This window comes from Ralstonia sp. A12 (genome assembly GCF_000801955.1).
Classification (GTDB): Bacteria; Pseudomonadota; Gammaproteobacteria; order Burkholderiales; family Burkholderiaceae; genus Ralstonia.
The window spans coordinates 1-26,759 of sequence record NZ_JSZO01000040.1 but is presented as its reverse complement, the minus strand read 5'-3'; the positions used below and the strand labels follow the sequence as shown (position 1 = coordinate 26,759).

At 60.7% G+C, this 26,759-nt stretch carries 21 protein-coding genes and 5 pseudogenes; 13 read left to right on the top strand and 13 right to left on the bottom strand.

Annotated features, from left to right (window positions below; genetic code table 11):
- Nucleotides 1–45 precede the first annotated feature (45 nt).
- Together tehA and PI87_RS27245 are read right to left on the bottom strand one after the other, a co-directional pair.
- On the bottom strand, nucleotides 46–1,002 hold the full coding sequence (gene tehA, locus PI87_RS27250; RefSeq protein ID WP_039600872.1) for a dicarboxylate transporter/tellurite-resistance protein TehA: 957 nt from the start codon (nucleotides 1,000–1,002) through the stop codon (nucleotides 46–48).
- A gap of 46 nt (nucleotides 1,003–1,048) precedes the next feature.
- Nucleotides 1,049–1,870: a substrate-binding domain-containing protein gene (locus tag PI87_RS27245; RefSeq protein WP_332308723.1), complete on the bottom strand. Its 822-nt coding sequence runs from the start codon at nucleotides 1,868–1,870 to the stop codon at nucleotides 1,049–1,051.
- A 128-nt stretch (nucleotides 1,871–1,998) separates the two neighbouring features.
- Between PI87_RS27245 and gcvA the strand changes: the two genes are divergently transcribed.
- Nucleotides 1,999–2,913, top strand: a complete 915-nt coding sequence (gene gcvA / locus PI87_RS27240) for a transcriptional regulator GcvA (RefSeq protein ID WP_039600870.1) — start codon at nucleotides 1,999–2,001, stop codon at nucleotides 2,911–2,913.
- A 31-nt stretch (nucleotides 2,914–2,944) separates the two neighbouring features.
- Here the strand turns inward: gcvA and PI87_RS27235 are convergent, their stop codons facing one another.
- The 3 genes and pseudogenes from PI87_RS27235 to PI87_RS27225 all read right to left on the bottom strand — a co-directional run bounded on the left by PI87_RS27235 (nucleotide 2,945) and on the right by PI87_RS27225 (nucleotide 6,313).
- Nucleotides 2,945–3,409: an Lrp/AsnC family transcriptional regulator gene (locus PI87_RS27235; RefSeq protein WP_039600878.1), complete on the bottom strand. Its 465-nt coding sequence runs from the start codon at nucleotides 3,407–3,409 to the stop codon at nucleotides 2,945–2,947.
- 163 nt (nucleotides 3,410–3,572) lie between these two features.
- Nucleotides 3,573–5,011: pseudogene (locus PI87_RS27230) on the bottom strand (M20 family metallopeptidase).
- A 69-nt stretch (nucleotides 5,012–5,080) separates the two neighbouring features.
- Nucleotides 5,081–6,313: a diaminopropionate ammonia-lyase gene (locus PI87_RS27225; protein WP_039600869.1), complete on the bottom strand. Its 1,233-nt coding sequence runs from the start codon at nucleotides 6,311–6,313 to the stop codon at nucleotides 5,081–5,083.
- A gap of 420 nt (nucleotides 6,314–6,733) precedes the next feature.
- Here PI87_RS27225 and PI87_RS27220 point away from each other — a divergent pair, with 420 nt between their 5' ends.
- The 5 genes from PI87_RS27220 (at nucleotide 6,734) to PI87_RS27200 (ending at nucleotide 13,393) form a co-directional block, all read left to right on the top strand.
- Nucleotides 6,734–7,879 (top strand): branched-chain amino acid ABC transporter substrate-binding protein, encoded by a 1,146-nt coding sequence (locus PI87_RS27220; protein WP_084210129.1) that lies wholly within the window; start codon nucleotides 6,734–6,736, stop codon nucleotides 7,877–7,879.
- A 72-nt stretch (nucleotides 7,880–7,951) separates the two neighbouring features.
- Nucleotides 7,952–9,163, top strand: coding sequence for a M20 aminoacylase family protein (locus PI87_RS27215; protein ID WP_039600868.1), 1,212 nt, complete (start codon nucleotides 7,952–7,954; stop codon nucleotides 9,161–9,163).
- 208 nt (nucleotides 9,164–9,371) lie between these two features.
- Nucleotides 9,372–10,634, top strand: a complete 1,263-nt coding sequence (locus tag PI87_RS27210; protein WP_039600867.1) for a Zn-dependent hydrolase — start codon at nucleotides 9,372–9,374, stop codon at nucleotides 10,632–10,634.
- Nucleotides 10,635–10,827: 193 nt separating this feature from the next.
- Entirely contained in the window at nucleotides 10,828–12,417 is a 1,590-nt protein-coding gene (locus PI87_RS27205; RefSeq protein WP_039600866.1) for an APC family permease, read from the top strand.
- A 202-nt stretch (nucleotides 12,418–12,619) separates the two neighbouring features.
- The gene (locus tag PI87_RS27200) at nucleotides 12,620–13,393 is read left to right on the top strand and encodes an IS5 family transposase (RefSeq protein ID WP_232314106.1); all 774 of its coding nucleotides are present in this window, start codon (nucleotides 12,620–12,622) and stop codon (nucleotides 13,391–13,393) included.
- Nucleotides 13,394–13,872: 479 nt separating this feature from the next.
- On the opposite strand, the pseudogene tnpC (PI87_RS27195) reads toward PI87_RS27200, so the two are convergent.
- The 7 genes and pseudogenes from tnpC (PI87_RS27195) to tnpA all read right to left on the bottom strand — a co-directional run.
- Nucleotides 13,873–14,418: pseudogene (tnpC, locus tag PI87_RS27195) on the bottom strand (IS66 family transposase); the annotation flags it as partial.
- Nucleotides 14,419–14,540: 122 nt separating this feature from the next.
- Nucleotides 14,541–15,554 carry a site-specific integrase gene (locus tag PI87_RS27190; protein WP_039600865.1) on the bottom strand — a complete coding sequence of 338 codons (1,014 nt, stop codon included), beginning with the start codon at nucleotides 15,552–15,554 and terminating at the stop codon, nucleotides 14,541–14,543.
- On the bottom strand, nucleotides 15,551–16,519 hold the full coding sequence (locus PI87_RS27185) for a tyrosine-type recombinase/integrase (RefSeq protein WP_039600864.1): 969 nt from the start codon (nucleotides 16,517–16,519) through the stop codon (nucleotides 15,551–15,553). Before PI87_RS27185 ends, PI87_RS27190 begins: the two co-directional genes overlap by 4 nt.
- Nucleotides 16,516–17,655 (bottom strand): site-specific integrase, encoded by a 1,140-nt coding sequence (locus PI87_RS27180; protein ID WP_198139641.1) that lies wholly within the window; start codon nucleotides 17,653–17,655, stop codon nucleotides 16,516–16,518. The genes PI87_RS27185 and PI87_RS27180 overlap by 4 nt, the downstream gene beginning before the upstream one ends.
- Before the next feature lie 229 nt (nucleotides 17,656–17,884).
- Nucleotides 17,885–18,934 (bottom strand): annotated as a pseudogene (tnpC, locus tag PI87_RS27175) (IS66 family transposase); the annotation flags it as partial.
- 64 nt (nucleotides 18,935–18,998) lie between these two features.
- A complete protein-coding gene (gene tnpB / locus PI87_RS27170) occupies nucleotides 18,999–19,364 on the bottom strand; it encodes an IS66 family insertion sequence element accessory protein TnpB (RefSeq protein WP_157003271.1) in 366 nt (121 codons plus the stop codon).
- Nucleotides 19,331–19,702, bottom strand: coding sequence for an IS66-like element accessory protein TnpA (tnpA, locus tag PI87_RS27165; protein WP_039600863.1), 372 nt, complete (start codon nucleotides 19,700–19,702; stop codon nucleotides 19,331–19,333). Before tnpA ends, tnpB begins: the two co-directional genes overlap by 34 nt.
- A gap of 86 nt (nucleotides 19,703–19,788) precedes the next feature.
- Between tnpA and PI87_RS28905 the strand changes: the two are divergent.
- Nucleotides 19,789–20,600 (top strand): annotated as a pseudogene (locus PI87_RS28905) (IS5 family transposase).
- A gap of 314 nt (nucleotides 20,601–20,914) precedes the next feature.
- Here PI87_RS28905 and PI87_RS27150 read toward each other — a convergent pair.
- Nucleotides 20,915–21,394 carry a ProQ/FinO family protein gene (locus PI87_RS27150; protein ID WP_039600860.1) on the bottom strand — a complete coding sequence of 160 codons (480 nt, stop codon included), beginning with the start codon at nucleotides 21,392–21,394 and terminating at the stop codon, nucleotides 20,915–20,917.
- A 680-nt stretch (nucleotides 21,395–22,074) separates the two neighbouring features.
- Here PI87_RS27150 and PI87_RS27145 point away from each other — a divergent pair.
- The 6 genes and pseudogenes from PI87_RS27145 to PI87_RS28295 all read left to right on the top strand — a co-directional run.
- Nucleotides 22,075–23,790: a GmrSD restriction endonuclease domain-containing protein gene (locus PI87_RS27145; RefSeq protein ID WP_039600859.1), complete on the top strand. Its 1,716-nt coding sequence runs from the start codon at nucleotides 22,075–22,077 to the stop codon at nucleotides 23,788–23,790.
- A 147-nt stretch (nucleotides 23,791–23,937) separates the two neighbouring features.
- Nucleotides 23,938–24,132 (top strand): YqaE/Pmp3 family membrane protein, encoded by a 195-nt coding sequence (locus PI87_RS27140; RefSeq protein ID WP_039600858.1) that lies wholly within the window; start codon nucleotides 23,938–23,940, stop codon nucleotides 24,130–24,132.
- A 34-nt stretch (nucleotides 24,133–24,166) separates the two neighbouring features.
- On the top strand, nucleotides 24,167–24,481 hold the full coding sequence (locus PI87_RS27135; RefSeq protein ID WP_052321801.1) for a hypothetical protein: 315 nt from the start codon (nucleotides 24,167–24,169) through the stop codon (nucleotides 24,479–24,481).
- Between the two features lie 510 nt (nucleotides 24,482–24,991).
- Complete coding sequence (locus PI87_RS28900) at nucleotides 24,992–25,207, top strand: H-NS family nucleoid-associated regulatory protein (RefSeq protein ID WP_084210128.1); 216 nt, start codon at nucleotides 24,992–24,994, stop codon at nucleotides 25,205–25,207.
- A gap of 660 nt (nucleotides 25,208–25,867) precedes the next feature.
- A complete protein-coding gene (locus PI87_RS29795) occupies nucleotides 25,868–26,362 on the top strand; it encodes a hypothetical protein (protein WP_232314105.1) in 495 nt (164 codons plus the stop codon).
- A pseudogene (locus tag PI87_RS28295) lies at nucleotides 26,244–26,759 on the top strand (hypothetical protein); the annotation flags it as partial. The gene PI87_RS29795 and the pseudogene PI87_RS28295, both read left to right, overlap by 119 nt.

The window sequence follows — 26,759 nt, the reverse complement described above, 5'->3', positions numbered from 1 at the left end:
CCGGTGGGTTGATTGCGTTCCTGGCCGCCTTGATATTGCGAAGAATCAACCAGCCTGTGGTGGGACTGGCCGCTGTGACGAGGCCCTCCGCATGAATAGCAGGCGGATCGTGCGGATGGCGAGGTAGCCAATGAACAGATTGGCACCGACGAATACCGGCAGCGCCAACGCTTGCGCAGATCGAACTCCCGACTGTGCCAGTTTTAGGCCGCTGACCGTGACGGCAGCAACGCCGAACGTGTATGCCCAGTAAGCCGGAGCGAAGGGTTGCGCGCCCAACCAAGCCCCAAGACGGAGTCCAAGTAGCAACTGGAAAAGGCCGTAGCCCCACAGCATGAGGAGCCAGTGGTCGGCGCTACCAGGAGACAACGCCAAGCAAGCCATGGCACATACGGCCGGTGGGGCGAACTGAATGCCGACCAAGGGCCGTTGAGCCGTGGGCAACGGTGCAGAATGTGAGAGCCGGTGGATGACCAGGGATTCGAGGGCCAGCCATGAGAACAGTCCAACGCCCAGGAATAACCAGCCCCAATCTGGATACCCGAATGAGCCCAGTGCTGCCGCACTGGTGAAATTACCTGCAACGGTTGGCAGGTACAGGGTCGGGGCCATGTCGGCTACGTTTCTGCCGCCTTGCCACAACGTGCCTGTGTGCCAGAGGGAGAAGCTCACATGCCACGCAATGCCACTGATGGCCAAGCACCACGCCAAAGGCACGGAGTAGGGCAGAACCGCCACGGCGACAAGCAAAGTGGAGATCGCCAGCAACGCGGGCGTGCTGCCCCGCACGGGATGCAGGAACTCAGCCTTTACGGCCCCAAAGTTGCGAATGGTTTGCCACAAGTAACCAAGAATCAGGATGGCCCAGACCAGTCCGGCCGAGGCCAGAATTGTCTCGCCCACGGCTGGTGGCAAGTGCCATAGCCGCACCCCTGTGCGCCACGCTTGGCCAAGACCGGCCAACCCGAGGACGATCCCGAAGTAGGACGCTGGAATCTCCATCGGCCTTGTGCACGTGGCGCACGTCCGCGGTGAGACCATTGTCGGCTCAGTAATTTTGATTCTCCCGACCCTTGACTTGTTTGCCGGTCATCCAGCCCCAATGGGCAAAGATCGCCGCCCCCGCTTTGGAACGAAGGAAGTCAACAAACTGCTGGGCATCGGGCTTTTCTGCGCCACGCTTAGTCACGGCCACGCCTGCATCGCGGTAGATGGCGTACTTCGGCTCAATGGGCACCAAGTCGGCGAGAGACGAATTGGCCACCTGCCAATGGCTCCAGATTAGCCATGCGTCGATGTCGGGCTGTGCAATCCACGTTTGCTGCGAAATTGCAGCGTTACCCGCATAACTTACGATGTTGCGGCGCATTGCCGCCACCGTACGGATATCGCCGAGGCGGCCTGCGACGTCCTCCCATACTCCATTCTGGCCGGAACCATTGACGACCAGAATCTTCACGCCAGGTTTGAGCAAGTCTGCAAGTCCGCGGATATGGAGGGGATTGCCAGGGCGAACAAGGATGGCCATAGGTCGGAGATATAGCGGCACAGGCGCCTGGTGCGTGAGCTGGTCGCCCATCGCATCAACAAAGTCCGTCATCATTGTCTCGGACCCACTGTAGATCAGGTCCGCATCGCCACGTGCGCGGTCGATCCATGATGGTGTCGGTCCAGCCGTGACATCGACGTGTGTGCCCGTCAGCTTTTCGAATGCCGCCGCAGCCTCTTTCATCGCCGGAGCGGGACCGCCAGGCCCGTACACATGCAGAGCGGATTGGGCAAACACATGCACTGACGAGATGGACAGCGCTAACGCTGCAGCCACACGCATGATGGCCTTGACAGGTTTCATCGAAGAATAACTATTCACAAACACGCTCCTAGGGTATCAAGTGATTGGCTGAAGGCATCGCTGCCTTTGCCGCACATTCTTCGACTCTGCACGGTATGTCGCAAATGAGATATTCTGGGGTTGGTTAAAAGATTAACTTTCTCATCATGAAGGCTCCAATCTACCTAAATGCATTGCGCGCGTTTGAGGCAAGTGCGCGACATCAGAGCTTTTCCGCCGCCGCGACGGAGTTGAACGTCACTCCGGCTGCGGTCGGCCAGCTAGTTCGTAGTTTGGAAGAGGCACTCGGCACTCCGCTGTTCCACCGAAGCAGTGGCGGGCGAGCGCGACTTGTTGCCACCGAGGCTGCAGAGCGCGCACTGCCGGACATACGGGCGGGGTTCGATCGATTGAGCATTGGACTTGAGCGGCTCAAAGAGGCATCGCCAAACGGTGTGCTTACGGTGACGGTCAGCCCGGCTTTTGCTGCTAAGTGGCTGTTGCCGCGCATCGATCGGTTCCAGGCGGCATGGCCTGATACGGACGTGCGGCTCGATACCAATCTCAAGCCGGTCGACTTCATCGCCCAGCGGGTTGACATTGGCGTTCGCTATGGTGCTGGAAACTGGGCGGGCCTGGTGGCGGAAAAGCTTATGGACGAAGAAATCTACCCCGTCTGCTCGCCTGAGCTATTGCGCCAAAAACGGCGGCTCCGCAGCCCAACCGATCTAGCCAAGGAAACGCTGATCCATGACCTGTCAGTCGATAGCCACGAAGGGTTCGCATCGTGGGACGCATGGCTGGAGAAAGCGGGGGTGACGACGGTCACCACCAAGCGTGGCATGCGGATCAACAACTCCGCTGCGGTGCTGCAGGCAGCCATCGACGGCCACGGGGTAGCGTTGGCCCGTAGCGTCATGGCCCGGGACGATCTTGCGGCAGGGCGACTGGTCAGACTCTTTCCTGAGGTCGAGTTTGTCTCAGCGCTCGCCTACTACGTGGTGTATCGATCCGAATCCGCCAGTTTGCCCAGACTCGAAGCCTTTCGCGAGTGGCTGCTCAGCGAAGCGGCTGTTGGATAGCGGCTTGTACGTAGCGCGTCGGCGCAAGCGCTTATAGCTCCAGCGGTACGGTCAACGACACTTTTGACCGCTGCATGGCAACGTAAGTTTTGAATGCCTTGATGTTCCCAGAGACGAAGAACAGCTCGCGGGTGAGCTGTTCGTATTCCGTCATGTCCTTCACGTTGACAATCAACATGAAGTCAAAGTCGCCGGTCACGTAGTAGACCTGCTGGACCTGAGGGCAGTTGTTAAAGCGATTGCGGACTTCGTCGAGCAGATCCAGCCGCTCGCTCTCCAGCTTGACCTCGACCAGGATGGTGATGGGCCGACCAACTGCTGTCGGCTCGACTACGCACACGGTGGAGGTAATGACACCGCTCGCCTCGAGTGCGGCAATCCGCCGATTCACGGCGGACGGAGAAAGATTGACCGCCTCAGATAGCTGGCGCTGAGACAGCTTGCTGTTTTCCTGCAGCAAGCGCAGCAGTTTGATGTCGTACGCGTCAAGGAGCATGTGGTCACCCCATCTTGGGAGATCGGGTGCGAGCACCCCAACTCCGCAGATTGTCGCAGCTTTGTTGCGCCCGTTGCCGCAAGATTCAGCCTATGTGGCCCCACCATTCGCAACAACGTTGCGCTACCCGAGACGGTAAAGGCCACTCACAAGGAGACGGCACTCATCCCGAGACTGCTGCTCGGCGTGCGGCAATCACTTGGGACGCCGACTCACCGAGATCCCACCAAAGGCCAGCCATCAGGGCGAGCGCTTCGCGCGCAACGGAACCGAGGAGGTGTTCATTGGGGGCGTGTTGCGAGCATGCCGGATAGGAATGCGGCCCCCAAACCGTTGGCAGCCCTAGCGTCTTGGCAAAAACGGCGTTAGGTACCGTGCCACCGAGGTTCGGAATAAGCGCCGGCTTCTTGCCCGTCGTTCGCTGAATGGAAGCGCGCGCCCAATCCACACACGGATCATGCAGATCCAGGCGCGTTGCCGCTACGGCGGGCTTAATGTTGACCTTCACATCCTTGATCCCCAGCCGTGCAAAGTGGGCATCAAGATGCACCTGGGCATGTTCCCAGTCCGTTCCAACGACGAAGCGCAGTTGGCAATGCGCTCGCGCTGTCGGTGGAATGGCATTGACGGGTGCTTCCGGATTGCCGGACTTGAATGCCAGCACTTCGATGGCATTCCAAGTCAGCACGCGCTCAGCGGAACTCAGGCCCGGCTCGCCCCATGTCGGGTCGATCTCTGGAGCATTCGCGTCTTTTCCCAACTCAACATCCGCCAGTGCCTCCCGGACGGCGTCTGAGACTGGCGGCGGCCGCAGACCGTCGACCAGGATGCGACCATTCCCATCCACCATGGTGGAAATCGCATGCACGAGGACCACCGCGGGATTGCGCAGTACGCCACCCCAGTTGCCGGAGTGGTGGCCACCGTCGCGAAGATTGTCTTCAAGGTCGAAGTTCAACTCGCCTCGTGATCCCAGGAAGATCGTGGGCCGGTCGGCAGACACGCGAGGGCCATCGGAAGCCAGAAAGAGATCACCGGAAAGGGAGGCTTTTTCATCGGCACAAATACGATCCAGGCCTGGCGAGTCGATCTTTTCGCCGGTCTCGAAGATGATCTTCACGTTGAATCCGAGCCTGCCTCCTCGCGTCGCGATGACAGCTTCCAATGCCGTAAGGTTGACGGTGTGTTGTCCCTTGTTGTCAGCGATGCCACGGCCGTACCACCGATCACCGTCCACGACGATTTTCCAGGGCTGTAGTCCCTTCTTCCACTGTGCGTCATATCCACGCACCACGTCGCCGTGGCCATACGTCACCACCGTTGGAAGATCATCGCCTTCATGACGAACCGCCAGGAGCACAGGGACATCAACGCTGGCAGGATTGGGTACGAGCCTGGTCTGAAACCCCAGGCGATGCAGGTCTGGGGTGATCTCGTCCTGAAGATAGGCGTGAAGCTGCGGGGCCCGCGTCGGATCCTGGCTCTCGGTGTGGTATGGTAGTCAACGCGTCGATCTAGGGTGGCGAAGAAGCTCCCGGAGTCGAATGCTTGAAGGGCTGCAGCAATCGCCGCATCCCGTGTCCTGTTGTGTGCAGTTGTCATGATTCGGCCCGAAAGATTCTGTATGCCACGGACGCGCAGAGCGGCACGACCACCAGCAACGGGAACGAGTCAGGCGGCCTTCGTTTGCGCCCAGGTCTTCTGACGCAGCACCACGGCATTGGCAGATTCACCGACTAGTTGCGCATAGAAAGAAGGTGCAGTCGCCCCTTCCGTACTGATCAGCAGCACGCGTGAGCTGCGATTCAAGCCCACCTTGGCGGCGAGTTCGGTCGCATTGCCCAGGGTCACCAGGCCAGCCAGTCCCGCCGCACCGGACTCGCCGGAAACGATGGGGATGTCCCGCTCGCTTCCGCGCGCAAGTAGTTGCATGGCTCGTACGGCATCTTCATCTCGGATGGTCATGAAGTAGTCCGTCCCGGTCTCCAGGAATCGCCATGCCAGCGGAGAGGTTTCGCCACAGGCGAGGCCTGCCATCACGGAATCCACGGAACCCGTTGCCTTGGCGGCGGTACCCTGGATCGCGCTTTGATAAAGGCAGTCAGCCTGTTCGGGCTCAACGATCACGAAGGTCGGGCGCTTCTCTCCGTAGGTTTCCCAGAAGTAGCTGGCAATACCTGCGGCCATACCACCAACGCCACCTTGCAGGAAAACATGCGTGAACGGCGCGGTCCCAGAGGCGGTAGTGCCACAGGATTCCACGATCTCGGCCGCGACCGTGCCATAGCCTTGCATCACGTCACGTGGGATCTCCTCGTAGCCTTCGTACGAAGTGTCGGAGACGACATGCCATCCACTAGCCTTTGCGAGGCGAGCTGCCTCGGCAACGGACTCATCGTAGTTGCCCTGGATACGTAAGATTTCCGCACCGTACGCTGCAATTGCCTCTTCCCGTTCCACACTCACATTTGCGTGTAGCACGATCATGCAGCGGCAGCCGATGCTGCGTGCCGCGGCGGCCAACGCCTTGCCATGGTTGCCGTCGGTGGCGCTGATGACCGTGAAGTTGGCCAAGCCCGTCTTGTACTCGCCCGCGAACAGGGCAATCGGATCGATCTTGTCCTCTGGCCAGAGTCGCAGGATCAGTCGTACAAGTGCAATGGGAGCGCCGAGTGCCTTGAAGCTGCCAAGCGGCGAGCGAGTGGACTCATCTTTGACAAGGACTTGGGCAACCCCCAGCTTTGCCGCCAGGTTCGGCAAATCGAAAAGAGGGGTGGCGCCACGGTTGATGCCTTCCCAGCTCGACAGCCACTTCCGACTTTCCTCCGCTTTCTCCACAGACATGACAGCCTTGAGTTGCGCGGGATAGGCCGAGTGGGAAGCGCGCTGGTTCGCGATAAGCATCTGAATCTCCGATTGAATGTGTGAGTCACCTAGCGCACGCAGTAGCGTCGCCGAGTTCATCCAATCGTATTGCGTCGGTTTGTGTATTTTTGAGCGATTTTCGTCCGCGAAATGCAAGAACGACGCGCGCGGGGGCGCTCAAATGCCAGCGACCTTCGATCGCGCCCCGTGTACGAATGCATGCTCCTCAGGTTGTCGATCCTGCTGTCAGGGCGCGCAAGCATGCGGTGTGCTGGCCAAGATGAACAAAGCGGCAAAACTCCAAAGCAAAACGCGTCACTCTTGCAAAAATAGGCCTCAATTGGAGAAAGACGTGCGGGGCACCTGCATAGACTCCTACCAAGGCATCTGGGATACGGAACAGAGCAGCAAACAACAACGTTCCGCCGTATCAGAGCGTCCGAACTAGGAGGAGACATCATGGGGCACCACGTAACACTGACAGCCACTGCGGGCCTGCTTGTCGCCGTGACGCTTACTACACCGCCGTTCGCACTTGCTGACGTCACGGTCAAAATTGGGCAAGTGTCTCCTCTGTCGGGCGAGCTTTCCCATATCAGGAAGGACGACGAGAACGGCGTACGGCTTGCGATTGAAGACTTGAACGCGCGGAAACTCTCAATCGCCGGTCAAAAGGTGACGTTCGCGCTCGCCTCTCAGGACGACGGGGCGGACCCGAAGACGGCGGTGCTGGTGGCGCAAAAGCTGGTGGACGAGCAAGTGGCTGGCGTAGTCGGCCACGCAAACTCAGGCACGTCGATTCCTGCTTCCAAGGTGTATACGGATGCCGGCATTCCGATGATCACGGAGTCGGCGACCAATCCCAAGCTGACGGCGCAGGGATTCAACAACGTCTTCCGCATGGTGGCCAATGACGTGCGCCAGGGCACGGTAATTGGCACATTCCTCGTCAAGAACCTTACGACGTCGCGTGTTGCCATCGTTGACGATCGAACCGCCTACGGCCGAGGCCTCGCCGACGAGGTAGAGAAAGCGGTGATCGCTGCCGGCGGCAAAGTGGTGCGGCGCGAGTACGGAACTGACAAGACATCAAACTGGATGGCTGCGTTGACGAGCATTCGAGGTCAGAACCCTGATGGTGTGGTGTTCGCCGGTGGCGACACTCAGAGCGCAGCCCTCGCGCAACAAGCGCTGCGTCTGGGGCTCAACGCGAAGTTCATCGTCGGAGACGAGGCCTGCACGCCCCAATTCATCAAGCTTGCTGGTGCCGCCATGACCGGCCAGATGTATTGCACGCTTGCAGGTGTTCCACCAGCCCGCATGCCGCAAGGCCCTGCATTCTTCAAGCGCTTCGAGGCGAGGTTCGGCACACCTGTCCAGCTCTACGCGCCCTTTGCCTACGACACAGCAATGGCGATGGCTAAAGCCATGCAGGAAGCAAACTCGGTCGACCCCAAAGTCTACCTGCCGACTCTGCACAAGCTACGAATGACAGGGGTCACTGGGCCCATCCAGTTCGACGACAAGGGCGACATCATGAACGGCGCGATCACGGTTCGGCAGTATGAAGCGGGCACCTGGAAAGACCTGGATGTCGTGAGATAAAAAAACGAGAGTTCTCTGGTTGGCAATCACATTGCCAACCAGAGGGCATCCACCACCACGGACGATAGTGCTATGAGCAATCCTTACGAACTGCATTTCCAGATGGCCCAATGGCGCCACCATTTGCATAGGCACCCGGAAACGGGCTTCGAGGAAAAGCTGACATCTGACTACGTGGCGACAGCCCTTGAAGGCATGGGGCTGGAAGTGCACCGGGGGATCGGTGGAACGGGGCTCGTCGCGAACCTGACGGTCGGCAGCGGCGGCCGTACGGTCGGCATTCGTGCAGACATGGACGCGCTAAATATCACCGAGAGTGCCGGCTGCCGGGCACATGCCTCCAGTATCCCGGGAAAGATGCACGCGTGCGGACACGATGGCCACATGGCGATGGTGCTCGGCACAGCACGGCTGCTGTCCGAGCGGCGCGACTTTAATGGCACAGTCCGCTTCGTGTTCCAACCGGCAGAGGAGCACGGGCGTGGCGCGAAAGCAATGATGGCTGATGGCCTCTTTGAACGGTTCCCCGTCGACGCGATCTTTGGCGCCCACAACATGCCGGGCATGCCAGCTGGCGCCATTGCAACGCGTCTCGGTGGAATCATGGCCAGCGAGGACAACTTCGTCATCAAGATCAAGGGCCGAGGAACGCACGCTGCTCGGCCGCACATGGGTGTCGACCCTCTGGTGATCGGGGCGGAGATTGTTCTGGCCCTGCAGACGATCGTCTCGCGTAGCGTGGACCCGAGCCGATCAGCAGTGGTTTCGTGCACCGAGTTCACTACCGATGGGATTCGCAATGCGATCCCGACGAATGTTGTGATCAAGGGCGATACGCGTAGTTACAGCCCTGAGGTACAGCGCTTGTTGGAAAACAGGATGCACGCTATCTGCGAGGGGATCTGCCGCGCCTACGAAGCAGAGTGCGAATTCGAGTACACACACGAGTTTGCCCCCACAGTGAATTGGGCAGCATGCGTGCCTGTGGCTGTGTCGGCCGCTCGACGCGTGGTGGGTCCCGAACGAGTTACGTCCAACATCGAGCCGATGATGATCTCGGAGGACTTTGGGGCATTTCTAACCAAGGTCCCCGGCGCTTTTGTGTTTATCGGCAATGGCGTATCCGGCGAGTTAGGCTCAGTGCCGCTGCACAATAGTGCCTATGATTTCAACGACGACGTCCTGGTTACAGGTGCCGAGTACTTCTACGAGGTTGCGAAACAGGCGCTGGAGAGTCACGTCGATTTCGCTGCGAGCGACGCCGTACTGGAGCCAGCAAGCTAGCGGTAGAGGCTCTCGGTAGGCAACGTTTCTTCTTCTCCGAAGCCTGGTAAGCACGTATCCAGACATACCCTGTCACGCTACGTACGTGAGAAGAGGGGCGGCGACGAACAACGTCGCCGCTTTTTCCATTTGCACCACGAGCAGTTGGCCTCAACAAGGCTGGTTGGGCGGGCGGCACATACATTTTTGAATGCGTTTGGAGAACATCATGCAAGACCATCAGAACACCATCAGGCTCAACGGGACCAAGCTGCTTGCCCAATTGCGTGAGTTGGGAGAGATTGGGGTGGATTCTGCCGTGGGTGGGCGGACCCGGATCGCACTAACGGATGACGAAAAAGCCGGCCGCGACTTGGTTATGCAATGGATGCGTGAACTGGAACTCGACGTTGTCGTAGATCGTATCGGGAACCTGTTCGGCGTGCTTCGCTCGGATACTGATGACGGTACCCAAGCGCCGCTGATGATGGGCTCCCACATCGATACCGTAACGAATGCTGGTGCCCTGGACGGTTGCTATGGCGTGCTTGCTGGCTTGGCCGTCACGCGAGCGTACCGGGAGGCTGGCATGGCACCGGCTCGCACCATCATGATTGGCGCCTTCACCAATGAAGAGGGGATTCGCTATCAGCCCGACATGATGGGGTCGCTCGTTTATGCCGGCGGCCTTTCGGTTGAAGAGGCCCTCGATACTGTTGGCACGGACGGAACCCGTCTTGGCGATGAGTTGGTCCGCATCGGCTACGCGGGAGACCTGGAGCCGGGCGCCATCGTTCCGCATGAGTATGTCGAACTCCATATCGAGCAGGGTCCGATTCTGGAAGCGGAAGGCATCCAGATTGGCGTGGTTGAGAACCTGCAGGGCATCTCGTGGCAGCAGGTCACCATTCAAGGCAATGCCAATCATGCGGGCACCACGCCTACGCACCTGCGGCACGACGCTGGGCTGGTGGCGGCGTCCATCGTGACGTTCCTGCGCGAACTCGCGCAGAACTCCGGCGGGACAACCCTGGCGACCGTTGGTTGCTTGAGCGTTCAGCCGAACGTCATCAACGTCATTCCGCGCCGCGCCACGCTATCAGTTGATCTTCGCGATCCCGACGAACAGCGATTGAAGCACGCCGAGCAACAGTTCGCAGCGTTCCTGGAGAAGGCCGCTCAACAGGAAGGCGTAAAGATCACGACTGAGCGCCTGGCCCGCTTTGAGCCGGTGGTGTTCGACGCCAGCCTCGTGGCATCCATCGAGGCTTCAGCAAACGGTTTCGGATTCACCCATCGTCGCATGACCTCCGGCGCCGGGCATGACGCCCAAATGATTGCCCGCATAGCGCCTGCAGCGATGATCTTCGTCCCGAGCAAGGGCGGCATCAGCCACAACCCGCGTGAGCACACCGACGACGAACAGCTTGTCATGGGCGCTGAAGTGTTGCTCGACGTCGTGCTCAATCGTCTCGGGCAAACGCAGGCCTGATCAACTATTGACGCCTGAGCATTGGCAACTGTTGGGCGAATTCCGCAAATCCATTTACGCGCGCCAGGTTGCCTAGCTAGCACGCTGATTCGACAGCCTCTTTTCTCTAAACCTACCAAGAAGTGCACCATCGCGGCGATGAGGTCTTCCTTATCGTCCGGAAGACGTGCGCACCTACGAAATGGAGACAACAATGAGTTCGACGCAAAAGCGCAGTATCGGGCCGATACCCCTGATGTTCACCGGGCTGGGCTCGATCATCGGTTCCGGCTGGCTGTTTGGGGCATGGCACACCGCGAAGATTGCAGGCCCGGCTGCCATTCTGGCCTGGTTGATTGGCGCGGTGGTCATCCTGGCTATTGCATTGACCTATGTGGAGCTGGGTGCCATGTTCCCGGAATCGGGAGGTATGGTGCGCTACGCTCGCTACTCTCATGGTTCGCTTGTTGGCTTCGTCAGCGCATGGGCGAACTGGATTTCGATTGTCTCCGTCATCCCGATTGAGGCCATTGCATCCGTGCAGTACATGGCGTCGTGGTCATATCCCTGGGCGCGACGGCTTATGTTCAACGGCGAATTGACGACCCCCGGCCTGGTTGCCAGTGCTGCTCTCGTGGTCGTCTACTTCCTTCTGAACTATTGGGGCGTCAAGCTGTTCGTGAAGACGAATTCGGCCATTACGGTCTTCAAGATTGCCGTGCCGGCGCTCACCATCGTTGGGCTGACCTGGGGTGGGTTCCACACGGATAACTTTGCGATGGGTACGGGCGCAGCCTTCGCTCCCTATGGCTGGTCGGCTGTCCTGACTGCAGTGGCCACAAGTGGCATTGTCTTCAGCTTCAACGGCTTCCAAAGCCCGGTGAGCCTAGCTGGCGAGGCGCGGAACCCGGCGCGCAGCATCCCGTTTGCGGTCGTGGGCTCCATTCTTGTCGCGCTGGTCATCTATGTGTTGCTGCAGGTTGCGTTCATTGGCGCGGTAAGCCCCGCAAGCATCCGCGAGGGCTGGTCTCATCTGGACTTCACGTCGCCGTTTGCCGAGCTGGCGCTTGCTTTGAATCTGAACTGGCTGGCCATGATGCTGTATGTCGATGCCTTCATTAGCCCGTCCGGTACCGGCGCCATATACACGGCAACCACGGCCCGCATGATTCACGCCATGGAGCGCAATGACACAATGCCCCGACTCTTCGGCAATACCCACCCGATCTATGGTGTACCGCGAGAGGCCATGTGGTTCAACCTGGCGGTGTCGTTCGTCTTCCTGTTCTTCTTCCGTGGGTGGGGCGCCTTGGCTGCCGTGATCTCGGTTGCCGTCGTGATTTCGTTTCTGGCCGGCCCGGTTAGCCTGATGGCGCTACGCGAACACGCAAGCGACATTCAGCGTCCGCTGCATATTCGCGGTATGTCGTTAATTGCTCCATTCGCTTTTGTCTGCGCGACGCTGGTGCTCTACTGGGCAAGGTGGCCGCTGACGGGGCAGGTGATTGTGCTGATGGTCGCGGCGTTGCCGCTCTACCTGTACTACCAGGCCAAGGCTGGATGGCGTGGTTTTGGTGCGGAACTCCAGTCTGCATGGTGGCTCATCTTGTATCTGCCAGCCATCGCGCTGCTGTCGTGGCTGGGCGGGGAAGAGTTTGGTGGCATTGGCGTCATTCCCCCCGGCTGGGATTTGGCCTCGGTTGCCGTGGTGGGCCTGGTCTTTTACCGCTGGGGTGTGCGAAGTGGTCGTCGGACCCCCTACTTGGCGGAGGGTGTCGCAGCGGGGATGAGGGAGTTTGCTTGAGTGATGGGCTGGCAGGCGATGGAGCGCCCGCTTTTCCTTTGCGATCACGGTTTCGTGTTGAATTGCACTCGAGATAGACGCTTCCCCCCCCACCCGGCGGCACATCACCCGACCGAAGACACGCCCAGGCTCTAGAGCGTGTTATGCACTTTCCGTAGCGGCTTGAGTCGAAGCGTTATGGAGAAACCCCTATCCGAGCGACGTGACGGACGAAGAATGGAGCTTCGCGGCCCCGTATTTGACGCTGATGGACCAAGACGCGCCGCAAAGGCGGTATGACTTGCGAGAGTTGTTCAACGCGCTGCGTTGGCTGGCACGCGCGGGAGCCGCGTGGCGCATGCTGCCGACGAACTTTCCGCCATGGGAGGCGGTGTACCAGCAGACTCAGCGCTGGTTGCGAGCGGGCTGCTTCGAGGCCATGGTTCAGGATTTGCGTTCGGTGCTGCGCGTCGCACAAGGGCGGCAAGGTCAGCCGAGTGCGGTCATTCTCGACGGGCGTACGTTGCAGTTGACCTGCGAGAGTGGTCCGCGCGCGGGCTACGACGGCTACAAGCGCAAACGGGGAAGCAAGGTGATATGGCCGTCGATACGCTCGGGCACTTGCTGGCGGTTCATATCACGCCGGCCAATGAACAAGAGCGTGCAGGTTCAGGCGTTCGCACGAGAGGTGCAACTTGTGACAGGGCAGACAGTAAAGCTTGCCTTTGCCGACCAAGGCTATACCGGTGAAGAGCCTGCGCAAGCTGCGCGGGACGAAGGCATCGAATTGCATGTCATCAAACTGCCGGAGGCGATGAAAGGCTTTGTCCTGCTGCCGCGGAGATGGGTCGTCGAGCGCAGTTTCGGATGGCTCAATCGCTTTCGAAGGCTCGCTCGCGACTACGAGCGTTTGCCTGAAACGCTCGCCGGCTTGCATTTCGTCGTCTTTGCCATGCTCATACTCGTTCACGCCGTCCCTGCCTTTCAAAGTGCATAATACGCTCTAGCGCGTTTAAATTGGCCCATTTTCCGATGCGAATCGTCGGCTCGCCGCTGTGCGCTCCTAGCATTTCGATCTAAGTGCACGCATACAGCGCTCAGATGGCAGCAATCTAAGGCTAGCGGATGCCGGCGTATGGTCTGGTGGGAAGGTTGCTTGAGGCGGTCAAGCAGGCAAAGCTGATCCCTATACAGATCGCATGGCTACTCGGCACTCGACTCGGCCTGGCGGTCTGACTCGTGCAAGTACTCGCCGACTGAGGCACGCAGACGGCGACAAGCGATAAACCTCTCTGTGCGATTTGCGGCTCAGCCACGAGTCACTCGAAACCTTTGCTTCAGGGATAGGGGGCCAATGGCGGCCGCCCCCAAGATGTTGGCGGCTCGAGTCCAAGTCTGACGTGTCCAGCCGGTAATCTGTATAAATCGTATCCGATAGAGTATGGTAGTAAGCACCCGGTGAACCCGTCTTGCCAGTTAGGTAGCGCTGGGGTTCCAGCGATGCGGGAGCAGTTCGGCGATGTCGGACGCTTTGTGGGTCGGCAATCGCGTGAGTACGTCTTTCAGATAGGCGTACGGATCGTGCCCGTTGAGCTTGGCCGATTGGATCAGGCTCATGACGGCAACCGCGCGTTGACCGGCGCGCAGTGAGCCTGCAAACAACCAATTGGAGCGACCCAGGGCAACCGGCCGGATCTGCCGCTCGACATGGTTGTTGTCGATGGGTACCGCAGGATCGTCGATGTAACGCACGAGTGCCGGCCACCGCTTGAGGCTGTAGTCAATGGCCCGCGCGATCGCCGAGTCTTCCGGGACGCGGTGGCGTTGTTCCTCGAGCCAGGCGTGCAGCAGCTCTAGAATCGGGCCAGCTCTTTGCTGCCGCGCTGCCAGGCGCTGGTCTGGCTCAGCATCCCGCATTTCCGCCTCGATCTCATACAAGCTCACCATGTAGCGCAGCGCCTTGCCCGCCAATTCGCTCTTGTGCTTGTCGTGCAGTTCAAAGAACTTGCGGCGGGCATGGGCCTTATGCGGAGCTCCGCATAAGGCTCATTATCCCGAGTGCGGTTTTATCTTGAGTGAAGGCACTTGGCGGCAGCATTCATGCGGTCGATCGATGACCCGAACCCCAAATAAATCCGGATTGCTCAAAGGGACTTCAAGAACGCGAGCATATCGCCCTTTGGTTTCCATGACTTCGCGTTCGCTGGTTCAATTCCAGCCTTCTTCCAGAATGCGTGCATGGCCTCTCGCTTCATCTGCAGGTTGGTCGTGATGTAGCGGCCGGTCGTGGCGACGCTGGCGTGGCCGAGATAATCGCGGATCACCGTCACGTCTGTTCCTGACTGCAGAAGCGCAACAGCGCAACTGTGGCGCAGAACGTGTGGCGTGATGTGCTTGCGTTGCAGCACTGGGTTGTCGCGAGCCGCTGCTGCTACGTGTTTGCCGAGAACGTAGGTGACGCCGTCGCGTGTCATAGGCTGGCTATGTCGATTGAGGAATACGCACTGCTCATCGGTAGCGCCTGGCATTCCGCGCAGGCGGTGCAGCGCGTTGGCCGTCTCGGTCCACAGCGGCAACAGTCGCTCTTTCTTGCCCTTGCCGCGCAGGCGAACCTGCCTTGGTGCGGCCAATTGCAGATCGTCCCACCGAAGCCCGGCGGCCTCGCTGACCCGAGCACCACTGTTGTAGAGGAAGAGCAGAAGCGCATAGTCACGCCAACCGTCGACGGTGCGCCGATTGGGCATGCTGATGATCAGGCGGACGTCCTCCGCCTCAAGGTAGGTCGCTGGTCGCTGCCGCGCTTTCTTCGCTGGGATAGCCAACATCCGCATGTACTGCTGTGAGTGCGTCAGGTCGTTGCGTAGCAGATGTTTGACGAAGCCACGGATCGCCGCTCGGCGGCAATTGCGGGTTGCTGCCGAATTCGATCGCTGCGTCTCGATATGATCCAGGAAGTGCGTCACGGCATCAGCGTCGATGTCGCCGAGCTGCAAGGAAGCAACCCCTCGGTCGCGCTGTTCAGCAACGAATTTGAACAGCATCGTCAGCGCATCACGGTAGGCCCGGACGGTGTGGACGCTGGCACCTTGCTGCTTCGGCAGGTACTCTGTGAAGTACGACTGCACATGCGCGAACAGACCATCCGGCGATCGTCTCATGGCAATGGGCGCTTGCGGCGCGAGTGCAGCTCGAAGCGCTGGCTCGCCAGTTGCAACAGCTCAGGCGTGGCCTTGAGGTACACCTCCGTGCCAAGGACGTTCTGGTGACCGAGATAGGCCGACAACCACGGCAGCTTCGCGTGCACGTCCACACCCTCGATGGCCCAAGCGGTCAGCCGATGTACGGCGAAGGCATGCCTGAACTCGTAAGGCCTGGCACCCGAGCGACCGCGTGGCGGCTTCAAACCGAGATCGCGTAGCAGACATCGCAACGCATCCGAGGCCGCACGCACAGAGAGCGCTGATCCGTCGCGACGGATGAACAGGGTCAACGGATCGTCAGCACCGCTTGCCGCCAGGACTTCCTCGCGTTGGCGCAGGTAGTGACGTAGTTCGACGACCAGGTCGTTGCGGATCGCCAGGATGCGCGAGCGCCCCTTGCTTCGTTGAACGGTCAGAACGGCGGTGCGTAGATCGACGTCGACCAAATGCAGCCCGGTGGCTTCGCCTAGTCGCATCCCGGTGCAGTACAGTACGAGCGTGAGCGCGCGCAACATCGCACACCACATGTTGCGCCCTTCGTGCCGCGTGGCGGCGTCCAGCAAGGCAAGGACCTCTTCTCGGTTGAAGATGTAAGGCACGAATACTGACTCCTTGACCGGCGCCACCGCGTGATCGGGGACGAAGCCAGATGGATCGCTGCGGCGGCGGAACAGGCACAGCTGGCGCACGACGCCGAATTCGTTGCCCACCGTGATGGCCTTGCGGCCCTCGATCCGCGTCACCCACTGTGTCACGAGTTGGTCTAATGCTGCCGGGCGGTCGCCGTACCGGTCACGGACGAAGCGCACGAAGCCGTTAAGCACGAACTCGGCGCGGCGGTAGCCCATGCCCATGGCCCGCTTGAACGCCAGGAACTGCGTTGCGTCGCGGGACAGGGTGGTAGCGGTAACCTTCGTGCTCATCGCGGCACCGGAAGAGAGACCTCACGCAGCGACTGCGTGGCGATACGCACGTAGGCCGACACCGAATCTGGGTCACGATGGCCGAGCAAATCCGACAGTACTCGTGCCTTGGTGCCAACATCGAGTTGCCGCGCGGCGTTCGAGTGCCGCAAGACGTGGCTGCCGAGGTATGGCGCTTGGATTCCGGCGACCTTGGCATGTTTGATGAGCACGTGCCGCACCGCCGCCGACGTCGTGAGAGCGCCGAATGGCACCTTCATCTGAACGAACACATGCCGTGTAGGCGTATGCGGCGGACGTCCATGCCGCAGGTACCGGGCCAGCACCTTGGCTACCGCGGGAAGCAACGGCAACACGAAGTTGACGCTGGTCTTCGGTCGCGACATCTGCAGCGTACGGGCATCCCAGTCGATGTCCTGCAGCTGCAAGCCGATCACTTCGCCGGCGCCCAGGCCGTAGGTGCTCATCATCAACAGCAACGCGTGGTCGCGCAGTCCGCGTGCCGTGCTCGTGTCCACAGCGCGCAGCAGTCGCCGAACGTCCTCCCACGGTAACGCGCGCTGGGGGCGTTCGAACCTGGGCTGTACCGGCGAGATTACCCCGTCGGCCAAGTCGGTGCGAATGCGCCCGCTGGCCAGCAGAAACCGGGCAAAGGATCTAACCGTGCTGGCGATGTCGGCTGTCGTCGAGCGTGCATAGTGACTGGCGCATTCGATGAGGAATGCGTCGATGTCGGGCAGGCTCAGATGACGCCAGGACTTGCGGGATCGGCGCAGGTGCTCGAACAGCTTGCCGACATGGTCGAGCTTCTTGCGAATCGTGACCTCGGGGTTGCCACGATGTTGCCTAAGGTGGCCAGCGTAGTCACGCAGAACCGCCGTAGCAGGCGGCCGACGGCGTTCGATAGATTGCCACGGCGATACCGACAAGCCCATGACTTCGTGAACGCGCCGCAGCGAACGCAGAGACGAACTCGCGAGACCGAGATGCGCGGGGTTGATCTTGCGTGAACACGTGTACCAGGTCCGGAAGCGCTTGACCCCGTCGCGTGATAGCTCCGCGCCTTCCTCAAGACCAAGGGCACGGCAATAGCGTCGAAACCGGCCGATCCACTGCAGGTACTGCTGCGCGGACACAACGATCGCTGCGCCATACGCGCAGGATGTCCTGCACACTAGGCGCCCGCTCGGATGGCTGTGGCTTGGGTGGATGCGTTTCCATGCACGCATATACGCCAGCCCGGTCTGATCGGATTCAATAACTCATTGAACGCGCTGAATTTATGTAGTGCTGCGCCCCAGCCTCGTGCCCCGTGTGGACAGTCAGTTCATGCATCGAGCACCAGATAAAACCGCACTCGGGATAATGGGCCATGCAACCGATCTCGGTGATGCCGCCCTCGAAGCTGGCCTTGTAGCCGGCGAAGTCGTCACATACCAGCTTGCCTTGCCACTGCCCCAGGAAGGCGCGAGCGTGCTCGCCGCTGCGGCTGGGCGCAAACTGGTAAATCACCGCGCGCATCTTCTCGAACTCGCTCGGCGCGTAGACCCACAGGTAGGCGCGATGCGTCTTGCCATTGCCGGGCGCAAGCATCTGCACCGGCGTTTCGTCGGCGTGCAGAACACCGTAGTTCAGGATCTCGTCTCGCAGGGCGTCCACCAGCGGTTGCAGGCGCACACCACAGATGCCCACCCACGCGCCCAGCGTCGACTGCGGAATGGCCAGACCGGCGCGTGCATAGATGCGCTCCTGCCGATACAGGGGAAGGTGGTCGCCGAACTTGGACACCAGCGTATGCGCCAGCAGCCCGGCGGTGGGGATGCCTTTGTCGATGACGTGGGGTGGCACCGGCGCCTGCACCTGCACCTGCACCTGCACCTGCACCTGCACCTGCACCTGCACCTGCACCTGCACCTGCACCTGCGTCTCACACTGATCGCACACCCATTTACCGCGGATGTGACGCTGCACGGTGAACGTGCCCGGCGTGTAGTCCAGCTTCTCGCTGGTGTCTTCGCCAATGCGCTTGAGCGCACACCCGCAGCTGTAGGTCTGTGCGTCCGGCTCATGGTGGATGTCGGTGCGCGGCAGCTGCGGCGGCAATGCCTGGCGCTTGGGCTTGCTCTTGGCTTCAGATTTGGACGACGGCTGGAGCGCTTCCAGTTCGGCCTCAATCGCCTCGAGGTCTGCGTCGATGGCTTCGTCCAGCAGACTCGCCTGTTCAGGCGTCAGCTGCTCGCTGCGCTTGCCGAACTTCCAGCGCTTGTGGATGGCCAACTCGTGGGGGAGCTGGTCGATCTTGGCTTGCCGGTAACGCAGCTCCCGGTCCTTCTCACCGACCTGGGCCATCAACTGCGCAGCCAGTGTGCGCAGTTCGTCCGGGCTCAGAGCATCGAGATTGGCGGGCAGGTTCATGCGGCGAGTCTGCCAGAACCCCAAGTACTGCGCCAAGCGAAGCCAGTTTACGGCTTTGGGGGTATTACACGACCGTGATCGCGTGATCGTGGGTGAGCGTCTGCCAAGGCAGCCCCGTCACCAGTGCACGCAATTGCTCGGGATTGAGCGCGGTGGCGATCGCCTGGTCGCCGTTCGTCCAGATGAAGCGCCCCTTGTTCAGGCGCCGCGCGGCCAGCCAGATGCCGAACCCGTCGTAGACCAGCACCTTCATGCGCGTCGAGCTCTTATTGGCAAACAGGTACGCGTGGTGGGGGCGTGCCGCGCCGAACACTTTGACGATCCGCGCGAGGATCGTGTCGGTACCGGCGCGCATGTCCAGCGGTTCCACGGCCAACCAGATTGCGTCAACCCGGATCAACGCAACCACCCCTGCCGCAACTGGGCACATGCCGCTGCGGCCGATCCCGGCCAGCGAAGACTGATCGTCGTCGCACCCCGTCGGACTTCGATCTGGATATCCGGCATGGCCGATGTCGGCTCGCCGATCCGCAGCGGGATGAACTCGGCCTGCGGCACGGTCATCAACTCGCGGTCTTCGGGCGCGCCATCCCGTTCTTCCTGCTCAGCGACCCAGCGCCGCAGCAGATTCGCATTGAGCCGATGGCGCAGCGCTACCGCCGCGATCGAAACACCCGGCTGCATGCAGTCCTGCACGGCCTTGGCCTTGAACTCAGCGCTATGCCGACGTCGATGCAGTACCGGCGCGCTCTCTTCGGTAGTGTTCACGTGCCCACCCAAAACTTAGATGGACACGATGTTCCTTACTCCCCTGGCTCCCTTCAAGATGGGTTCACCGGGTGCGTACGAGGAGTATGGCCAAACCGATACTCGATGACGAACTGTGGTCGCTGATCGAACCACTGCTCCCAGTGCCGAAGCCAAGGCGAGCCCGATACCCTGGGCGCAAGCCATTGGACGATCGTGCTGTCCTGACCGGCATCTTGTTCGTGCTGCAGTCCGGCATTCCTTGGGAGATGCCGCCGCAGAAAAGGGGCTGCGGCTCGGGCATGAGTTGCTGGCGCCGCCTGCGCGACTGGCAGGCAGCGGGCGTTTTGGACCCACTGCACGAAGTTCTGCTGGCAAAGCTGCGCGCGGCCGACCGCATCGACTGGTCGCTTGTCATCGTTGATTCCTCCTCAGTCCGCGCTGTGGGATCGGGTCAAAAACAGGACCCAATCCCACCGATCGCGCTTGACCCGGTTCAAAGCACCACCTCGTCACCGAAGCGCAAGGTATTCCCCTCGCGCTGATCCTCACCGGCGCAAACCGGCACGATGTCACCCAACTGCTGCCGTTGATCGAGGCCATCCCGCCGATTCGCGGCAAGCGTGGACGTCCGTTGTCAAAGCCAGCCATCGTGCAAGGCGACCGTGGCTACGATCACGACAAATATCGTCGGCCGCTACACGCGGCCGGCATCTCCACCCAAATCGCCCGTCGCGGCCAACCGCATGGCAGTGGCCTGGGCAAGACCCGATGGGTCGTCGAGCGCACCATCGCCTGGCTGCACAACTTCAAGCGCCTGCGTGTTCGTTTCGAACGCCTCGCCATCATTCACGAGGCATTCATGAAAATCGCTTGCTGCATCATCTGCTGGCGACAGCTTCAAAATTCATTCTGTTAGGACTTCTAAGCGATCAACAGTCAATACGTGCCGATGTTCCGCGAGGGGAGTGATGAGAGTTACGCTGAGCTGGGGGCGGTTCTGCGTCAGCCAGACCTGGCGGCCGTGCTCGAGCAGGTCCTCGGCTTGCTGTCGTCGCACCGGTGAGGGTGAGGTAGGCGATTGGCGTCATGAGGAAATCCTTGGCGGCTGCAGATCAGCTCCGGACGTTCGCCGTCCAACACACGGTTGACCCGTGCGATGGAGTGCACCGGCATCAGCCGGCAGTACGGTCCCCTTTGTGCGGGGACGCTGAAACGACGCCTTGACGGCAATTAAGCGCGCGGCGGTTGTTCTGGCTGAGAGGCCATCTTGGACCGTGCCGCGTCGGGTTGCGAGCGGCCCGCGCGCAACTGTTGACCCCGGTACGCCTCGGCTTGCGTGACCTGCCCGACGCCTTGGCCGGTGAGATCCAGCCGCTGAGCGCCATCGGTCAGGCAAGCCCAGTAGCGAGCGCCACGGCACCAGGTCCGAAGCGCATCGCGCAGCTCGGCTTCGGTCACCTCCAGCGCCGTTGCGTGCGTCAGGAGATCGTCGAAAATGCCGATCTTGAGCGGCACCTTGGGCGCCGGGTTCTTGGGGAATGCCACCGGGAAGTGCTTTTGCAGCTTGCCGATGATGCGCACCACGGCGTCGACAGGTGGCTTCCCCTGGGTGGCGGGCGCGCGGCGGTCCTGCGCCGCCTTGGCCTGTGTCGCACGTTTTGCCTGTTCGGCCAATTCCGCCTTCAATGCTGCCAGTTCTTCGAAGCCCATTGCGTCCCGCCTGGTGAAGTGTCGCGCCGGATTATAGCGGCGCTGTCGACCAGCTCGACGCCTCCGCCGGTATTGGTGCATTCAACCGATATGATCGCGCCTGCCGGTAAATGTGTGTGATGAGAAAGCCTTACGAAGCCAGGAAGGGCAGGGCGGTCTGCGCGTTTCTCCCCGGGCGGTACGCCATGACAACACCACCATGCCGCGCCCTTCCCATCACATTTGGTTCCGCTGCAGCGGGCAGCCGGCCATTGAGCCCGGCGACAAGGGTCGTCCCCTCCCTAGGTGGGGCGGTCATTCGCTCGGTTTGTGACGGAAACGATGCGTCGAAAGTGGCCGAAACTTGCACCGCAATCCTGAGGATGAGCAGCTTCGGGGTGGCTATTGCGCCCCAACACAGATTTCAAATTCTTTCAGCGCTGGCGGGGCAAAACGCCGCTAGCATGACGCCGCCCTATCCGGGCATCAAGCGACGAGTGGGAAGTCCGTGTTCCTAAGACAGTCGTCGTCTAGCTTCGCCGGAAAGAAATCAAATGCGGCACCGGGGCGACGGCGACACGACGTCCAGGATCTAGGCTGGACTCGACAGTAAGGGGAGCGCAGTTCGCCGGAAGGCCCATCACCGTCGATGGCGTTCTCACGCTACGCGTTCAACAGCGTTCACAAATAAAGGGGGTGGTGTGCAAAATCGGAAGCTATCGATTCGCAAGATTGTCTCGTATCTTAACAATGATGAATCGGAGGGGGGCGGGTTCTGGCTTCCCAATATTCAGCGCCCATTTGTGTGGAGTCCGGAGCAAATGACGCGTTTGTTTGATTCCATCATGCGTGAGTACCCAATCAGTACGCTATTGGTCTGGAAGACGAGGGAGTCGGTGAAGCACCGGCGCTTCATTGATACCTATCATCGGAAAATCCGCTTGACGGATTTTTATGTTCCGGACAATAGCCGATCGAAGATGATGGTGCTCGATGGCCAGCAGCGCCTGCAGAGCCTGTACATTGGTCTCAAGGGAAGCTACGAAGGCAAGGAGTTGTACTTCGACGTCACGAGCGGGCAACACGTGGCACCCGAAGACATTCGCTATCGCTTTGCCTTCAAGGACAAGGCAACGGCCAGTTGGCCCTGGGTGTGCTTCAAGGACATCGTCTTCAAGAATGGCAAGCTCGACATACAGATCGCACAGGAGCTGATTGCGGCTGCCGGTGTCGATTTGACCGAGAAGGAGTTGACGTCAGTTCAGTTGAACGTCGCACGGGCTCGTCAGGAGTTTGTGAACGACGACAACATTACCTTTCAGGAACTCGACAGCATCGACAACCCGGAGGCGTATCGCGTTGACGATATCGTTGAGATCTTTATCCGCGCCAACTCAGGCGGGACGAAACTCGGCAAGTCGGATTTGCTGTTCTCGCTCTTGAGTTCCAGCTGGGACGAGGCCGATGGCGAGATGGAGGCCTTGCTGAGCAAGCTCAACCAAGGGGGCTTTGCCTACGATCGAGACTTCGTCCTAAAGACGTGTCTGACGGTGCTGGGGAAGGGCGCGCGTTACGAAGTGGGGAAGTTCCGCGATGGCCAGACCAAGGAAGAAATTGTCGCCGAGTGGCCGGCGCTATCGGGTGCCATCACGGCGGTGCATGATCTGCTGGTGGCCAGCACCTACATCCGGTCGGACAAGGCGATGCCCTCCTACTTGGCGTTGATTCCGCTTGTCTACTACCGCTACCACTATCCGGAGAAGTTCGCCAAAAACACCCAGCTTCCCGACTATCTCCTGCGCGTGTTGGTGACGGGGGTCTTCAGCGGGAACCCTGACACGCTGATCGACAAGATCGTGCGGGATATCCAGGACCGCAAAGACTTCGCTCTCACGGAAATCTACGGCGTGATTCGCGAGGCCGGGCGTAGCCTGGAAATAACGCCGCACGTCATTTTGGAGCAGCACTACGGTTCCCGAGAGATCCACTTGTTCTTCAGCCTCTGGTATCGGCGCTTCAACTACCAGCCGGCGTACAACGGCAACACACCTTCGGTGGACCACATCTTTCCGCAGAGTCTGCTGCGAACCGAGAAAGTGCTCAATCCGGAGACGGGTCGACGCAATCTCATGAAGTATCCGCAGAGTCAGCGCGATCAGATCGCCAACTGCATGCTGCTGACGACGGACGAGAATGGTGCGGGTGGCAAGAGCGATATCCCGCCGCATGAGTGGTTTGCGCGTGGCCGCTTTTCGTCAGAAGCGAGCCATCGTGAGTACCTAGATTTGCACCTCATTCCGCACGATCCGAAACTTTGGCAGTTGGAACGCTTCGATGCCTTTGTCGAAGCCCGGCAGGCATTGATACGCGAGAAATTCTCGTACATGCTGCAGAAGCCCGAAGCGCTGGTCATGTGAGCGCTTCGCTTGCTTCAGTTCTGTTGTGCGGTGGTGGCCTGTGGTTGGGTAGATGGCCACCCCGTGCTCCACACGAATCTGGCGTAGCCGGCCCGTGCGTGCCGAGTCGGCAGCCGGCGAACCTCACACACAACCTTGGAGAACCCGATGCGTTTGTTGCTTGCTTTGCTGTTGCCGTGGCTGCAGTTCTTCACGATCGGCCGGCCGTTCGCCGGCATCATCTGCTTGCTGTTGCAGATCACGGTGATCGGCTGGATTCCGGCCGCCATCTGGTCGGTGTATGCGCTGAGCCAATACAAGACCGACCAGAAGATCGAGCGGGCGCTGGCCACGCGTCGATGACGCACGGTTTTCAGCACCGAAGGGCAGGGCACCGATGCGCACCATCACCAAGTTGAAAGCCACGATCGTGTTGGGGGTTGCGATTGCCGGCCTTTTCGTCGTCGCCGAACGGCTGTACCTGGTCAACGGCGCGCAGTACCCCCGGCCTTTGGCGACAGACGTGGGGGCGGTGCGATTCGAAGACCTGGATGGGTTGCGTGTTGGCTCATGCAACGGTGAGCCGGTGGAGGTCTATCCGAAGACCGGCTATTGGGTGCTGCGCTGCGGTGTGGCCTATTCCGCAGGCCACACCTTCATCAGCCACACCGATCCGTTTGCCTTATCCAACTACCGGGGAGTATCGCTTTGAAGTCCCACCCAACCTTGCGTATGGGGCCGCTTGTCTTGGCCGGCGCCATCATCGCCGGGATGATCGGTTGGCTTGTCTATCTGCAGCGCGAGGATGCGCGTGCGGCAGAGTATGTGCATACGCTTGAACAGCGTCTGGCTTCCCATGCGACACGGATTCAGATGACGCGTGAGCCCGGGCAAGTGGTCTATACGTGCACGGCCAGGAACGGCTTCATCTATACCGCGCCGACGGAAGCTGATTTGCACGGCCTGTGCGGGGGCGTACCTAGCGCAGCTCCACCGCCATGCCGACCGCGGTGGTCCACCCAGCTGTGGACAGCCGCTGGCGCGGCCCGTGTGGATAGCCTGATGGACAACCCGATGACCAGGCTGCGCCTGCTCACAAGTTGCCCACGAGGCTACCCACACTTGCCCACAGCGGCACCAGTGTGCGAGCCAACGTCACGAGCGATGGTTGATATTTTGAAACCCGTTTTAAACCCCACCCGCGAGGCGTCGCGCCGAGGCGATCACGTGGGTCCGTCTGCAGATCGCGCAATACGGTCTGACGCACGCCGACTTGGTGGCCGCGGGATGCTTCCCGTCGCGCCAGCGGGCTGCAGGGAAGGTCCGCTATCGCAGCGCCGATGGCCAGACATGGGACGGCGAGGGAGACTTGCCGGATTGGCTGCAGCGTGCCGTCAATGCTGGCCAGAGCCCGGAGCATTTCCGGGTCGGCGGCTGATCTAGATTCGCTCAGGGCAGCGTCGCTCGCCCTGGTGATCTAGCCAACAACGCTTGCCTGTTCTGGGCGGCGTCTTCCATGTTTTTCAGCAATTGCGTATCGATGCGCGCGGTCCAGGTTTGGTCTCGCATTGCCGTTCCTGACTGATGGCCAAGTGCGGGCCGACGGCCCGTGCATGACGGGCGTCCTGCACCGCCCGTGCCCAGGCCAGTCCCGCGCAAAGCACTGTCACGCGCCTGGCTTGTCCGCTCACGTGCGGCGCAGACCGCGGGCGGCACCGACGCAGCCGTCACGCCAGCGCTAGGGCGCTGTCATGCCGACCGCCTGATGTCGGCACCGCTACCGGCACAGCGACACGGCTGGTCACCACGTCGCGCACCCCATCGTAACCCCGTCACTGGCGGTGAGGGGGACTTGCGATGGGGATGCTCAATGCGACGCGGCGACCAGCCGTGTTGCTCGCTGCTCGAACCCCACCCGATCCCAACCCTTGCCCGTGAGGGCAAGGGCTATCCCCCCCCCCCCGCCCGCCCCTGGGCGGGAGCGAGGGAAGCCGAGCGAGAGGATCGCTCGCAAGAAGCCTCTCCGAAAGAAAAAGCCCCAGGCAGCTTGTAACCGCCCGGGGCTTCCCGACCACTTTCTTCACGGAGGCTCGTGACTATGGCTAAGCGCCAGTCTACCTACTTGGACCCCCACCAGCAGGCGTTGGTGAAATTAATTGAGAAATGCGCGCGCCGCCATCGACGGCATGAGGTGTTCCGCAACTTCTGCGAACTTGCAGCGCTGTCGATCAGCAACCGTGTCGACCTGCTGCAGTACGACGCACGCGAGGCGCGCAACTTGGAAATCATCCAGCGCTACTACGAGCGTGATGAGGTCGAATGCTTCCCGCGCATGCTGGCCCACCTAGTGGAGTCGTTCGAGGGCGGCCACAAGGATGCACTAGGTCAGATCTTTGAGGCGTTGCAGTTGGCCGACCATTATCGCGGGCAGTTTTTTTACCCCGTCCGAGGTGTCGCGCCTGATGGCCAAGATGCTGTTCTCCGGCGCGGCGGCCGAGATCGAGCGCAAGGGCTTCATCACGGTGATGGAGCCGGCTGCCGGCGCTGGGGGCATGGTGATCGCAGCCGCAGCCGCAGCCGCGCTGCTCGATGACGGCGTCAACTATCAGCAGACCATGCACGCCACGCTGATCGACATCGATGTGACCGCGTGTTTCATGAGCTACGTCCAGTTATCGCTGCTTCACGTGCCAGCCATCGTGATCCATGGCAATGCGTTGGCGCCGGACACAGTGTGGGGCCATTGGCTGACGCCGGCCCACGTGATGGGCTTGTTGGATCTTCGCCTGCGCCGTCGTAACCGTGAAGAGGCAGAGAGCGAAGAGGCGGCACGAGAGGTTAGCGCTGAAACCGCAACGGCATCCACTGCCACCACTACGCCGGAGCCGCTCGCACAACACCGTGCGGCGATCGTGACGCGCCGCATTGCGCAGAGCGAGCAGCTCGACTTGTTCTCATCCTGCCCCCTAAGGGCTCGAAGCTGCCCGCAA